Source organism: Flavobacterium sp. ZB4P23 (assembly GCF_003970375.1).
Lineage (GTDB): Bacteria > Bacteroidota > Bacteroidia > Flavobacteriales > Flavobacteriaceae > Flavobacterium.
Map to the genome: position 1 here is coordinate 244,098 of NZ_RYDK01000006.1, position 14,285 is coordinate 258,382.

At 37.0% G+C, this 14,285-nt stretch carries 15 protein-coding genes; 2 read left to right on the top strand and 13 right to left on the bottom strand.

Annotated features, from left to right (window positions below; translation table 11 throughout):
- Positions 1 to 30: 30 nt before the first annotated feature.
- The 3 genes from EKL99_RS11560 to EKL99_RS11570 all read right to left on the bottom strand — a co-directional run bounded on the left by EKL99_RS11560 (position 31) and on the right by EKL99_RS11570 (position 3,299).
- On the bottom strand, positions 31 to 1,068 hold the full coding sequence (locus EKL99_RS11560) for an aldo/keto reductase (RefSeq protein WP_126576991.1): 1,038 nt from the start codon (positions 1,066 to 1,068) through the stop codon (positions 31 to 33).
- 355 nt (positions 1,069 to 1,423) lie between these two features.
- Positions 1,424 to 2,365: an OmpA family protein gene (locus EKL99_RS11565; protein ID WP_126457923.1), complete on the bottom strand. Its 942-nt coding sequence runs from the start codon at positions 2,363 to 2,365 to the stop codon at positions 1,424 to 1,426.
- Positions 2,366 to 2,537: 172 nt separating this feature from the next.
- Complete coding sequence (locus EKL99_RS11570; RefSeq protein ID WP_126457920.1) at positions 2,538 to 3,299, bottom strand: exodeoxyribonuclease III; 762 nt, start codon at positions 3,297 to 3,299, stop codon at positions 2,538 to 2,540.
- Between the two features lie 199 nt (positions 3,300 to 3,498).
- Between EKL99_RS11570 and EKL99_RS11575 the strand changes: the two genes are divergently transcribed.
- Positions 3,499 to 5,301: a lysophospholipid acyltransferase family protein gene (locus EKL99_RS11575; protein WP_126457917.1), complete on the top strand. Its 1,803-nt coding sequence runs from the start codon at positions 3,499 to 3,501 to the stop codon at positions 5,299 to 5,301.
- A 275-nt stretch (positions 5,302 to 5,576) separates the two neighbouring features.
- On the opposite strand, the gene EKL99_RS11580 is transcribed toward EKL99_RS11575, so the two are convergent.
- Positions 5,577 to 5,858, bottom strand: a complete 282-nt coding sequence (locus EKL99_RS11580) for a TM2 domain-containing protein (protein ID WP_126451929.1) — start codon at positions 5,856 to 5,858, stop codon at positions 5,577 to 5,579.
- A gap of 443 nt (positions 5,859 to 6,301) precedes the next feature.
- On the bottom strand, positions 6,302 to 7,249 hold the full coding sequence (locus tag EKL99_RS11585; RefSeq protein ID WP_126576992.1) for a 2-hydroxyacid dehydrogenase: 948 nt from the start codon (positions 7,247 to 7,249) through the stop codon (positions 6,302 to 6,304).
- Between the two features lie 144 nt (positions 7,250 to 7,393).
- On the opposite strand from EKL99_RS11585, the gene nhaA reads away from it, so the two are divergent.
- A complete protein-coding gene (gene nhaA, locus EKL99_RS11590) occupies positions 7,394 to 8,563 on the top strand; it encodes a Na+/H+ antiporter NhaA (RefSeq protein WP_126576993.1) in 1,170 nt (389 codons plus the stop codon).
- Positions 8,564 to 8,633: 70 nt separating this feature from the next.
- On the opposite strand, the gene EKL99_RS11595 is transcribed toward nhaA, so the two are convergent.
- The 8 genes from EKL99_RS11595 to EKL99_RS11630 form a co-directional block, all read right to left on the bottom strand.
- Positions 8,634 to 9,050, bottom strand: coding sequence for a hypothetical protein (locus EKL99_RS11595; protein WP_126576994.1), 417 nt, complete (start codon positions 9,048 to 9,050; stop codon positions 8,634 to 8,636).
- A 75-nt stretch (positions 9,051 to 9,125) separates the two neighbouring features.
- Entirely contained in the window at positions 9,126 to 9,722 is a 597-nt protein-coding gene (locus EKL99_RS11600) for a hypothetical protein (protein WP_126576995.1), read from the bottom strand.
- Positions 9,723 to 9,777: 55 nt separating this feature from the next.
- Positions 9,778 to 10,158, bottom strand: coding sequence for a Dabb family protein (locus EKL99_RS11605; protein WP_126576996.1), 381 nt, complete (start codon positions 10,156 to 10,158; stop codon positions 9,778 to 9,780).
- 143 nt (positions 10,159 to 10,301) lie between these two features.
- Positions 10,302 to 11,078 (bottom strand): pyrroline-5-carboxylate reductase, encoded by a 777-nt coding sequence (gene proC / locus EKL99_RS11610; protein WP_126576997.1) that lies wholly within the window; start codon positions 11,076 to 11,078, stop codon positions 10,302 to 10,304.
- A gap of 169 nt (positions 11,079 to 11,247) precedes the next feature.
- On the bottom strand, positions 11,248 to 12,600 hold the full coding sequence (mgtE, locus tag EKL99_RS11615; RefSeq protein ID WP_126552959.1) for a magnesium transporter: 1,353 nt from the start codon (positions 12,598 to 12,600) through the stop codon (positions 11,248 to 11,250).
- Positions 12,590 to 13,369, bottom strand: a complete 780-nt coding sequence (gene rsmA, locus EKL99_RS11620; RefSeq protein ID WP_126457893.1) for a 16S rRNA (adenine(1518)-N(6)/adenine(1519)-N(6))-dimethyltransferase RsmA — start codon at positions 13,367 to 13,369, stop codon at positions 12,590 to 12,592. The genes mgtE and rsmA overlap by 11 nt, the downstream gene beginning before the upstream one ends.
- Before the next feature lie 116 nt (positions 13,370 to 13,485).
- Positions 13,486 to 13,776, bottom strand: a complete 291-nt coding sequence (locus EKL99_RS11625; RefSeq protein ID WP_126567941.1) for a hypothetical protein — start codon at positions 13,774 to 13,776, stop codon at positions 13,486 to 13,488.
- Positions 13,777 to 13,914: 138 nt separating this feature from the next.
- A complete protein-coding gene (locus EKL99_RS11630; protein WP_126451918.1) occupies positions 13,915 to 14,226 on the bottom strand; it encodes a DUF4286 family protein in 312 nt (103 codons plus the stop codon).
- Positions 14,227 to 14,285: the final 59 nt, after the last annotated feature.

The following is a 14,285-nucleotide window of genomic DNA, read 5'->3' on the forward strand; positions in this document are numbered from 1 at the left end:
GATTTTGGAACTCTGACAGGGTTTATTAAATTAAGGTGCCGGATCCGGAATCACGGCTTGCACTTCATCAATCGCTTTTAAGATTTCATCCGAAAGTGACACTTGAATGGTATCAATATTTTCTTTTAATTGTTCCAATGTGGTTGCACCAATAATCGTGCTGGTTACAAACAGCTGTTGGGCTATAAATGCCAACGACAATTCCGTCAAGGTCAATCCGTTTTTCTTAGCGATTTCCTGATATAGCCGCGTGGCTTCGGTGCATTGTGGACTGTTGTATCTGGAATACTGCGGAAACAATTTGATTCTGGCATTTGGATGCGCTTCGCCAGTAAGGAATTTACCGGACAAAACGCCAAAAGCCATTGGAGAATACGCCAATAAACCAACATTTTCTCTCAGGCAAATTTCAGCGGACCCGTTTTCAAAAAGTCGGTTCAATAACGAATACGGATTTTGAATCGTCTTTATTCTTGGCAGATTATTGTATTTGCTTTCCTCCAGAAAACGCATAATTCCCCAAGGATTTTCATTTGAAAGACCTATGTGATTTATTTTTCCTTCCTTGACAAAACCGTCTAATGCTTCCAGCACATTATGAATATTATCTTCCCAAGCATCGTCTTGCACTTTGAAACCGCGTTGTCCAAAATAATTGGTTTTACGTTCCGGCCAATGCAATTGGTACACATCCAGATAATCAGTTTGCAGGCGTTGCAAACTACTGTCCAATGCAAACTTGATACTGGCGGGCGAAAAATCTAATTTTTCTCTCATGTAGCCAAAATTAGGATTGGGTCCGGCAATTTTGGAGGCCAAAACAATTTCTTCTCTTTTCCCTGTTTTCTTGAACCAGGTTCCAAGGATTTTCTCTGTACTTCCATAGGTTTCCTGACGCCCCGGAATAGAATACATTTCGGCAGTATCAAAGAAATTGACTCCGTTTTCTAAAGCATAATCCATTTGTGCGTGACCATCAGCTTCTGTGTTTTGTTGCCCAAAAGTCATGGTTCCAAGGCAAATTTTGCTGACTTTTATATCAGTATTTGGTAATGTTGTATATTTCATATTTAAGGAAATTGTATTTTATTTTCGAAAACAAAGATAAAATTAGTTTGCGGTTACGATTTAGTGTTAACAGAAAATTGACAAAAGTTTACAGGATGTTAAAAAAATAACCGCGAATTCGCAAATTAAAAGCCCTTGAAACGAAAGATAAAATTAGCGAATTAGCGGTTAAGAAAAGGTTCCTTTTTTAAATCATTAAGAGATTAAGTTTCATTAAGAATTCACGCATAATTTTCTTAATTCCTTAATGGTTAAACTTATAAAACTGGAGATTATTTTATAAAATATCCCGTAGAGAACAAAAAAAGGTTCAAAGCATACACTCTGAACCTTTCTATACTTTAACCTTTAAACCTTAATTTATTTCATTCAGCATTTCGGCAATTTCATCTAATCTTGGGGTAAGAATGATTTCGATTCTGCGGTTCTTCGCTTTTCCGTCAGCAGTTGCATTGCTGGCTAGCGGAGAGAACTCTCCTCGTCCTGCGGCGGTAAGACTTTGTTTGTTGATTTTTGAGTTTTCGCTCAAAATAGCTACGATTGCGGTGGCTCTTTTGGTTGATAAATCCCAGTTATCCGCAATTGGTCCAGAAGCTGAAAAAGCATCATCATCCGTATGTCCTTCAATAAGAACGGAGATTTCAGGATTGTCTCCTAAAACTTTACCTAATTCTACTACTGCCTTTTTCCCTTCGGAACCTACTGACCAACTTCCGGAATTGAAGAGCAGTTTGTTCTCCATGGATACGTATACTTTTCCATTTTTTTGTTCGACAGTCAGTCCTTTTCCTTCAAAACTATTCAAAGCATTAGAGAGTGTTTCTTTTAGTTTTTTCATGTTGGCTTCTTTGGCGGCGATCAAGTCTTCTAATTCTTGCAAACGCTGGGCACTTTTGCTCAAACGCTCTTGTTCTACTGCCAACGCTTTTGCTTTCTCATCCAATTGGCCTAGTAAATCACGATTTTTCTTCATGTTACTTTGTAAAGCCTCTCCGCTGTTTTTCTCTAAAGCGGCATAGGAATCCTGCAGGACTTCGAGTTTGTTTTGAGCAGCAGCATAATCTGCTTTCAATTTATCAAGTGCTGCTTTAGAAGCACTCAAGTCAGAAGTTAAAGCAGTTCTATCTAAATCCAATTGGTTTTTAGTTTTCAGCAAATCTTCATTTTCGTCCGTTAGGCTTCGGTTTTCCTTTTTGGAATCCGCATACTTGCTTTCTAAGTCATTGTATATTTTTTTTGACACGCAGGATGTTGAAAGTGCCAATACGAGTAATCCTAAGGAAAATTTTTTAATCATTTTAATGGTGTTTATATCGTTTTTATTGTTGTTTTGAAATCAAAAATTTAAATTGCATTCGGATGCCCTAGCCCCGATAGAAGTGAAAATCCTTTTCTCTCGTTTTTTAACGAGAGAAAAGATTGTAGCGGATAGCGGGAAATAGCTCCTCCTTTGGCTGCGCTAAAGATGATTACTCTAATTCTACCAAGACCGGGCAATGATCTGAATGTACGGCATCTGATAAAATAACGGCTCTTTTGAGTTTATGTTTCAAAGAATTGGCAACTAAATTATAATCGATGCGCCACCCTTTGTTATTCCCTCTGGCTCCAGCGCGGTAACTCCACCAGGAATACTGGTGCGGTTCACTGTTGAAATGGCGAAAACTATCGACAAATCCGGACTTTATAAATCCGTCAAGCCAGGTTCTTTCATGGGGTAAAAATCCGGAAACGGTCTTGTTTCTAATTGGGTCATGAATGTCAATTGCCTCATGGCAAATGTTGTAATCGCCACAGATAATCAAGTTTGGCGTTTCTTTTTTGAGTTCATCAATATAATTCTTAAAATCATCCATAAACATGAATTTATGGTCGAGTCGCTCCATATTTGTCCCAGATGGCAGGTACAAACTCATCACGGAAAAATCATCAAAATCAGCCCGAAGATTTCTTCCTTCAAAATCCATGTGGTGAATTCCGGTTCCGTGGACCACATTATTAGGTTTGATCTTTGAAAGAATCGCTACGCCGCTGTACCCTTTTTTAGTGGCTGAATAATAATATTGATACGGATACCCTGCCTTTGCAATAGCCTCCACAGGAATTTGATCCTCAGTGGCTTTGATTTCCTGTAGGCAAATGATGTCCGGATTTGCCTGTTGCAGCCAATCGATAAATCCTTTTGAAATTGCGGCTCTAATTCCGTTGACGTTGTATGAAATAATTCTCATAAAGTGTGTATTTGAATTTCTGTAGAAATAAATAATTCCCAAATGGTATTAGAAATGCATTTTTAGAATCTGTCAGAAAAAATCATGGTGTGTATATAACGATTTCAAATGTAATAAAAAAGTACAAGTTTGACTCAGAAAAATAGAGAAAATGGAGTTTTTTGCTATCTTTGTTTCTTGCTTTAAAAGAAAAAAATTCATGGGTTTAGTAACCGCCAAAGAAGTTGCAAAAGCAATAAATGCTGATAAGTATGGAGTTCTAGGTACCTTCTCAGGATGGATGCTTATGAAGGTGCTAAAGATTTCTACCTTAAACAAAATGTACGACAGAAATAAGCATTTGAAAGATGTTAATTTCCTGAATGGAATATTAGATGATTTACAAATAAAATTTGAAATTCCGGAAGAGGATTTAAAGCGCCTGCCAAAAGAAGGAGCTTACATCACGATTTCAAACCATCCACTGGGAGGAATTGACGGGGTTTTATTATTGAAATTAATGCTGGAGAGAGAACCCAATTTCAAGATTATTGCTAATTTTCTTTTACACCGAATTAAGCCGCTCAAAAAATACATCATGCCTGTGAATCCTTTTGAAAATCATAAGGATGCTAAATCAAGCGTGGTGGGAATCAAGGAAACACTGCGTCATTTAAGCGATGGAAAACCCTTAGGCATGTTTCCCGCAGGCGAAGTCTCTACCTATAAAGATGGTAAGTTAATGGTAGATAAGCCTTGGGAAGAAGGAGCTATCAAAGTAATTAGAAAAGCGCAGGTGCCTGTGGTTCCTATTTATTTTCATGCTAAAAACAGTCGATTATTTTATTTGCTTTCTAAAATAAGCGGGACTTTTAGAACGGCAAAACTGCCTTCGGAAGTCTTTAGCCAGAAACGCCGTGTGATCAAAGTGCGTATTGGTAAACCAATTTCCGTAAGCGAACAAAATGAGCACAAGACTTTAGAGGAATACTCTGAGTTTTTAAGAAAAAAAACGTACATGTTGGCCAATCCTTTTGAGAAAGAAATTCCTTTTTTGCCAACGCCTACTTTAAAAATTCCTAAAAGCCCAAAGACAATTGTCACTGCTGCCAACAGCGAAAAGATGATTGCCGAAGTTGATGCCGCCAGAAATAGCGATTGCCGACTTTTACAAAGTAAAAATTATGAGGTTTTCTTTTCTGAAGCCACTAAAATTCCAAATATCCTGCATGAAATAGGACGTCTTAGAGAAATCACTTTCAGAGAAGTAGGCGAAGGAACCAATGAGTCTATTGATTTAGACAAGCACGATAAATATTATCATCACTTGTTTTTATGGGATAATGAAGCCCATAAGATTGCCGGTGCGTACCGAATGGGATTGGGTTCAGAAATTTATCCGAAGTATGGAATCAATGGATTCTACCTCAACGATCTGTTTAGGTTTGAGCCCGAATTACATGATATGATGCACAAATCTATCGAAATGGGACGCGCTTTTATCATCAAAGAGTACCAACAAAAACCAATGCCGCTTTTCCTGCTTTGGAAAGGAATTATGCATACCACCTTACGCTATCCCGAACATAAATTTTTATTGGGAGGCGTGAGTATCAGTAATCAATTTTCAGATTTTTCTAAATCCCTAATGATTGAATTTATGAAATCCAATTATTATGATCCGTATATTGCGCAATACATTCATCCCAAAAAAGCGTATAAAGTAAAATTAAAAGATGCCGATAAGGATTTTATTTTTAACGAAACCGAATCGGATTTGAATAAGTTTGATAAAATTATCGACGAGCTGGAACCGGGAAGTTTGCGTTTGCCGGTTTTAATCAAAAAATACATCAAACAAAATGCAAAAGTGGTCGCATTTAATGTGGATCCGTTGTTTAATAATGCCGTAGACGGATTGATGTACATCAGGATTGCAGACATTCCGGAAAGTACCATGAAGCCCGTAATGGAAGAATTCCAGAAAGAATTGGAGCGGAAACTGAGCGAGAAAGAAGATTAATTTCAGAATCCCATTAAATAAGTAAGTCGAAAGTTTAAAAGTCGTAAAGTCAAAAGAATTAACTTTAAGTAAAACAGCTTTAAATCAGATTGTTACATAATTTTATCCTGATTTTAAAATACGACATTATACCATGGTTATTACTTAGTTGCTAGAAATTTTACAAATCAGCACAAAATTAATTCGTGGCAATTAGTAAAATTTGTGGTAGAAAAATACCCCCAAATAGTGTCTGACTTTTTGGGGACAGTCTAAAACCGGGATTTTTTTATGTTTTAAAACCAAGCCTTTTTACCTACTTGATACATTTGGTAAAACTCCTCGTCAGATTTTGTCAAATAAATTATTCCTTCGATAATACCTAAAATGTATGTCACCGTTCCGCAGGTAAAAAGACTAATTACCAGCCAAATTATCCCTTCAGTAGTATACCCCAATAGGAATTTATGAATCGCAAGAGGACCTAAAAGTATCGCTAAAATTCCGGCAGGCAGCTTTTTATTGTTTTGACGAACTGGCAGCGGATTATTCCAATTTTCAATCTTCGAATTTTGCATAAATAATTTGTATTAGATTGTTTTTCAATGGTTAAAAATATAAAAATTATTGAAACACTCTACCAATTGGTTCAAAAATTCGGTTTTATTTCCTCCACTATTCAAAACCCATCCGAATTTTCTAGGGTTACAAACCTTCATAACACACACAATTATTACACCTTCATCTGATAATTTTGCAATAAACGTTCTAAATCATCAACTGTAAAATTTTGCACGAACCGTTTTTCGCTTGGCTTAAAATGATTGGTACCATCCATAAACGGCTGCCATTGGATAGAACAATCCTTCCCGTTTTGTCTTTCCACCAAAAAGTAAACCGATACGAATTGACTTTAAACCAAGATGTTATCTTCGCAACAAGCGACGAGTTTTAGGAATTTTTACTTTAAAAAAGAAACTCCAATTCCCGTATTGCGCTGCTACGGCACGACAAATTTTACCTAACTAAGATACTTTGCTTTTATTTTATCAACGATTACTTGTGCCAATCGTTCATGGCTTTCGAAAGTCCAACCGGCAATATGTGGCGTCAGAATTGCGTTTTTGGCTTTCAACAAATACTGAAAAGCCTCTGGTGTGTTTTTATCGTTAAAAAGGGTTTCAAAAGACAACTTCTCATATTCCAGAACATCTAAACCTGCTCCGAGAATTTTCCCGGATTGCATGGCAGTAACCAAATCGGCAGTGACAATATTCTTGCCTCGAGAGGTATTAATAACCCAAAAAGGCTTAAGAAATCCATTGATAAAATCAGCATTCACCATTTTATTTGTTTCGGAAGTCCATGGAACATGCAAACTCACTACATCTACTTTTTGCTGAAATTCTGCTAAGGAAACCTGCTTCGCATTAGCATCACCCACATTTTCCTGAATGTCATAACACAAGACTTCGACATCAAAACCACGGAGTTTTTTGGCAAATGATTTTCCCATGTTTCCGTACCCGATAATTCCAACGGTTTTACCGTCAAGTTCCTGACCGCGATTGCTTTCCCGGTTCCAATGGCCTGCTCGTATCTCGCTGTCAGCTTGATTCAATTTATTAAAAATGGATAAGATCATACCCAAGGTGTGTTCAGCAACAGCGTTTCTATTTCCTTCTGGAGCGGCAATAAGTGTAATGTTTTTAGATGCTGCATGCTCGCAATCAATGCTTTCCAATCCGGCTCCAACGCGAGCGATGAATTGCAAATTAGTAGCTTTGTCCAAGAATGTTTTGTCAATCTTGAAACGGCTTCGAATCACAACTCCTTGATAATCCTGAATTTTAGCTTCGATTTCTTCTTTTGAAGAAGTAAAATCACTGTGATTGATAAACCCGGATTTTTGCAATTCATTCCACAGTAAGGAATGATTGCTGTCGATATGAAGTATTTTGATGGTCATAATTGCTTTGTTTTTGCTACATCAAAGAAACAAAAAAATTACGGTTTATACTTTTAAGAACGGAAATTAGCTTTCAAAAGCTTAAATTTGCAGAATTCCTATTCATCATTTATACTATTAATTATAGAAAAAGAAAAACAACAAATGAGATTAACAAAAACATTCAAAGCCTTTTTTGAAAACGAAAAAGCGGGAGGTCTTTTATTACTCCTAGTTACGATACTCTCTCTTCTATTTGCTAATTCCCCTTTTCAAACTGACTATATTGCCTTTTGGGAAACCAATGTCGGCAACCATTCGATCACCCACTGGATCAATGACGGACTGATGACTATCTTCTTTCTTTTGATTGGTTTAGAGCTAGAACGGGAGATCTACAAAGGAGAATTGTCGAGTATTAGAAATGCCACTTTACCTGTTTTTGGTGCTTTAGGCGGGATGATTGTTCCGGCAGGAATTTTTTTACTGCTCAATTTTGGAACACCCACACAAAATGGTGCCGGTATTCCTATGGCTACTGACATTGCCTTTGCAATTGGAGTTTTATCGCTTTTAGGAAATCGGGTTCCTACCTCGCTGAAAGTATTCCTTACTGCCCTTGCTGTAATTGACGACTTAGGGGCTATTTTGGTAATTGCTGTTTTTTATACAAAAACAATTGCTTTTACCAATCTGTTTATTGCTTTTGCCATTATGGGTGGTTTATTTATCCTGAACAAAAGAAAGGTTCACAACCTTATCCCCTATTTAATTGGGGGTGCTGCTATGTGGTATTTTATGCTGAATTCAGGTGTTCACGCCACTATTACAGGCGTCTTATTGGCTTTTGTCATTCCATTTGGAGACGGAGGCAAGAAAACATCCTCTTATAAATTACAGCATTTTTTGCACAAACCGGTTGCATTTTTGATTCTGCCGCTCTTTGCCATCGCCAATACCAGTATTGCCATTGGTTCTGATTGGTCAGAAGGATTGAATCATACCAATACAATTGGGATCATGTTGGGACTTGTGGTGGGAAAACCTCTTGGAATTTGGCTTTTCTCCTTTTTAGGAGTGAGTTTAGGCATTTGCACGTTGCCCAAAGATTTAAATTGGAAAAAAATAATTGGGGCGGGAATGCTTGGTGGAATTGGGTTCACCATGTCCATTTTCATTACCCTTCTTGCTTTCAAAGAAAGTGGTAAAGAGGTTATTACATACTCTAAAATTGCCATTCTGATTGCTTCTTTTGTTGCTGGTCTGACGGGTTTCTTCTGGTTGAAATATACCTTAAGAAAACAATCTAAAAAAGAGAAAACAGCACTAGTATAAAACATATTGTGATCCTAAAAAGCCTCGTTTAAGCAATTAAACGAGGCTTTTTTATGTTCAATAATTGCTTCTATTTTGAATAACTTATCGCAAAACTATTTTTAAAATCTCTTTTTTTAATAAATAAATAAAGCATGAATGGAATAATCATCACAGGAGAAAATTTTTGAAGTACTGCAAATTGAATAACCAAACCGGTTACCACCATTCCGGTCAGTATTCCGAATCCAAGATTGTACGTAAGACTAGGATTTATGCTCAGTACTTTCGTTTCTCCCGCCTTTAGCACTATCTCTTCTGTTTGAAAAGAAGTCCCATCACCAATTTCTATGGTATGTTTTCCGGGCAAAACACAGTATTCTTTCCGGTTGTTGCTGTAGTTCATTTCACACTCCGTTTTGCTATCAATACGTACTACATAGCGATTGGATTTATTGTAAATACCACTGCTTTTAGACATTCTGAAAACAATTGTGCTCTGATTCATATTTGATTTTTTACGGTTTTTCATGCTAACAAAACCTTATTCATGGTTCCTGTAACAAGTCTACACATATTTACCCTAAAAAGTATATCCAATTCCTAGGTGTAAATAAGGAATGTATTGGTTTCTATTGTATGATCCATCTGTGTTCTGGACATTACCGTTAACCGAATTCTCTTTCAAATAAACCACTCGATACCCAAATCCTACCGCAGTTTCATAGGTAAAATGATTCCCAATAGTACGCTTCAAACCCCAAGTGGGTACAATTGCTAAATCAGCCGTTTTTGTAACGTTATCTGCAAGATTAATCACAAACCAATCCGGATGGTAACTTGTTTTAATGGAAAAATAATTCCCGCTATTATTGGCGATTTGCTTCCCATTTGAATTCCTTTTTTCCAGATTATAGTAATACCTTGGTTCTAAAGTGACTACTGGCTGCAAAATAAAACCGGTTCCATCATAGTGATCTCCTACCGTAAAATCTTTTTCAAGACCGATTTCACTGCGCACAGCGATACTATTAGACACCTTACTTTCATTGTTAAACCAAATTCCTGCGTGTACTCCGAATCCGGTTTGTATACCAAAAATTGATTTTTCAACGGTTACTTCTTGGGCATTTGCATTTAGATTGAATGCTAAAATCAGGACTACTAAAACTTTTCTCATTTATTGATTATTAGTGTTATTCTCTGTTATTTAAATTTTTAAACCAGATTTCTGTTTACTTATTCGTCCAATAATCTACTACGGTAACTTTATCTGGTGCCGGACTCAAAACAGCCACAAAAGCTTTATGATCCGGATGAATTAAATATGCATCTCTGTCCGCTTCGCTGGTGAAAGCCAACACAAAACAATGGGTCAAACCATTATTCAGGTTTTCAGGACTGTTATTAATTCCCCATTCATACGCTTTGATCAATTTGATTTTATGTTCTAAGTTTCCAAAAGCAGTGACTACTTTGTCAATTGCTGCTGCATCTGTACCGGGTTTCCAACCAAACATCACTACATGTTTAAGGATTTGTTTTTGTTCGTCTTTTTGCGCATTCACAGTATAACTTGAAATTAAAATAAGGATTAATAGGAGTAGTTTTTTCATGGTTGTTTTTTTCAAATATAAGATTTATTTGAGTGTTAATACAAATATGAAATGTCAATATTCATCCCTTTTAAGAAAAAAATTGCGCAAAGTCGGAGACGTTTGCGCAGCATAATTAACGAAAAAATTACAAAACTATGCGCCTACCCCTTGATTTGTTTCAAGGATGTTTTGATGCCTCGTATCAGGGACGAACTGAATCCGTGCATTTCCATTTCGTTCAATCCGGCTATGGTACAGCCTTGTGGCGTGGTGACACGGTCAATTAATTGTTCCGGGTGTACTTTTTCTTCTAGTAGCATTTCGGCAGCACCTTTTACCGTTTGTGCCGAGATGGCTAAGGCGGTTTGCCAGTCAAATCCTATTTCGATACCGGCTTGCATTGAGGCCCGAATGTAGCGCAAGGCAAAAGCGGTTCCGCTGGCCGCCAAAACGGTTGCAGCATCCATTAATTTTTCGTCAATAATAGGAGCGGTTCCCAAATTCTGAAAAAGGGAAACAACATCTTGTGCCTGCTCTTTGTCTTTTTCATTAAACGCAATACAGGTGGCTGAGGCGCCAAACTGTGCCGCGATATTGGGCATGATTCGGATGGCACTATTAGCCGTACCGATTTTGTTTTGCAGATTTTCTATCGACAATCCACTCACTGCCGAGGCGATGATTTTATTAGAAATTACGGGAAGAATTTCGGCCAAAACAGTGTCTACTTGGTATGGTTTGATGGTCAAAATAATGACATCGGCTTCCTGAATCTGATGCATATTATTTGTAGAAACTGTTGCTCCTAATTTTTCAAGATACAGAATGCTGGAGGTGTTTCTTCGGGTTATGGTAACTTGGTCATCTGGCGAAAATTTTGATAATCCTAATGCGATAGAAACTCCTAAGTTTCCTCCGCCAATAATGTGTACTTTCATGCTGGTTGTGGTTTTTCCTCTCCCCTCCAGAAGCTTCGGGACTTTCCAAAAGAAAGCAAGCCGTCTGGAAAAAGTGTTGGTTGTATAGTTATAGATGTATTCGTTTGTTGTTGTATTTCCTATCTATTCTCTTTGTTCTCTATTCTTTTTCTCTTCTCTTACTTCTATCTTAAAACCCTAAAATCATTTTTGCTATCGAAAAATAAATCAAAATGCCACAAATATCATTACTGGTTGTAATAAACGGACCAGTTGCCAATGCGGGATCAATACCAAATTTATCCAGCAATAACGGGATAAAAGTCCCTATTAATGAAGCAATAATAATTACTGAAATTAATGCTACGCAGATAATAACGCCAATTATCATTTCAACATCCAATAGAAAATGACTTCCTAAAAATAATATTGTAGCCAGAATCAATCCATTTAATAAACTTAGGGAGACTTCCTTAACTAATCTATTAAATAGCGATCCGCTCAACGTATTATTAGCCAAACCCTGTACAATAATTGCCGAGGATTGTACACCGACATTTCCTGCCATCGCAGCAATAAGGGGCGTGAAAAAGAATAAATTACCATGTTGCAGCATTGCGCCTTCAAACAATCCCAACACTTTTACGGAGATAAAACCGCCTAAAAGAGCCAAAACTAACCAAGGCAACCGTGCTTTTGTATGTTCAAATATGCTGTCATCGGCTTCAACATCTTGCGAGATACCTGCAGCCAACTGGTAATCCTGATCGGCTTCATCCTTGATTACATCCACAATGTCATCAATAGTGATTCGACCCACTAACCTTCCTAATTCATCTACAACAGGAATAGCTTCTAAATCATATTTCTGCATAATTCGGGCTACCTCAACATCTTCTGTATCTACTTTTACGGAGTTTAATTTCCGGATGTACACATCATTAATTGGGGTTCTGGAAGAAGTGGTCAATAAATCCTTGAGGGATAAACGCCCTTTCAATCGGTCTTCATCATCCACCACATAAATCGAATGGACTCTGGAGATATTTTCGGCCTGAATGCGCATTTCTTTGACACAAGTAAGCACATTCCAATTTTCATTGACTTTTACCAATTCCTTGTGCATGATTCCACCGGCGGTATCTTCGTCATAGCGCAATAAGTCAACAATATCTTTGGCATGTTCTACATCCTGAAGTTCTGATATTACTTCGGCTTTCAAATCTTGTGAAAGCTCCGCTATAATATCAGCTGCATCATTGGTTTCCAGCTCATCTAACTCTTCTGCAATTTCTTTTGGCGAAAGCCTGCTTAATATATTTTCCCGCAAATCATCTTCTAGTTCCAGAAGAATTTCAGCAGTTTTTTCACTGTCTAATACTTTAAAAATATAGGTCGCTTCATTAAAATCAAGCTCATCGAGAATTTCAGCAATATCAGCATGGTGCATATCATTCAATAATACTTCCAGTTGCTGGTCGTTTTTGTTTTGAATAAGTTGCTCTAATTCCTGAATTAATCCTTTGCTGATTTTAAACTCCATCGGCTTCTATTTTTTGGGTGAGTGCTATAAACTGTGCTACATTTAATTGTTCTGGTCGAAGGTTGAAAATTTCATCCTCTCTCAAACTATCCGACAAATTTAAGGTTTTTAAACTATTTCGTAACGTTTTACGTCTCTGCTGAAAAGCAGTTTTCACTACCGTAAAAAACAATTTTTCACCACATGGCAAGCTGTAATCTTTTTTTCTGCGCAAACGTAAAACACCTGATTTTACCTTTGGCGGTGGAATAAAAACATGTTCGTCTACCGTAAATAAATACTCGGCATCATAAAAAGCCTGTACCAAAACCGACAGTATTCCATACGCTTTTGTTCCCTTTTTTTCACAAATGCGTTGTGCCACTTCTTTCTGGAACATTCCGGCAAATTCCGGAATTTGGTGGCGATATTCCAATGTTTTAAAAACAATTTGTGTCGAAATGTTATACGGGAAATTCCCAATGATTGCGAACTGCTTTCCTTCAAAAACTTCGTTAATGTTGTATTTTAGGAAATCTTTAGAAATAATTTTATCTTTTAATTTTGGATAATTTTCGTCTAAATACGTCACTGATTCCGCATCGATTTCAATAACGTAGGTGTTCACCGGTTTATCCAACAAATATTTTGTCAAAACGCCCATTCCTGGTCCTATCTCCAGTACATCATCATACCCTTCTAAGTTCAATGTATCTGCAATGTCTTTGGCAATACTTTCGTCTTTCAAGAAGTGTTGTCCGAGGTGTTTTTTTGCTTTTACTTTTTCCATGTTTGTCTTTGCGAGGCACGAAGCAATCTCACTTTATTGTTAGGTTTATTTTGCCCCTAAGGCACTACTGTATTGTATTAAATATCCAGAAAACTATCGCAAAATCAATATTGCAACTACTTCTTATATCCTATTTTTCCTCGTTCTGGAATGATTTCTTTCTTTTCCATAAGTTCATCTACATATTGAAAAATGAGTACTATGTTTTTTCCCTGATTTTCAATTTTCTTTTTCATTGTTTCAAAATCAATACGTAAATCCGAATTATCGGAGAGCATTTGCCTCGTTTTTGTAAATATCCGCATTATCTGAATATTGGTTTGAATTGCTTTTTCACTATTCAAAACACTCGATAACATTAATACGCCGTGTTCTGTAAAAGCCATCGGAGCATATCGCAAACCCATCTTTTCAGAATTGGAGGTCGCAAATTGCGACCTCCAATTATATTTACTTTTACAATTTGAACTTAATATCGCAATTTCCCATTTCAAGATTTATTATTCCCAAACTGAACACTAAAAAGACGAACACTGAACACTTTTTTAATAATCCGCAATCAATTCTAATTCCGTTCTAAACGCCAGCATTTTGTCTCCAAACAGCTTCGCTCCTTCTTCACGAAAAGCAGGTGCGTCCTCCAGATAATATTTCTCCAAAGTGTCTTTGCTGTCCGTCACATATTGAACGGAATAGGTAACTCCGCCCATTTCTTCTTCAATTAAAACCCGTACCATTCTTGCCGAAGAGAATTTTCCTGTAGCCAGAATTTCTGGAATGTGCTTGTGTTGCATCCAAATCATCCATTGATCGTGCACGCTTTCGTGTATGTTTGTAGTAACGTTGTATAATATCATTTTTTTTGTTTAACTGGTTAATTGTTTTTTCGGTTAATCGGTTAAACATTTAACCGATT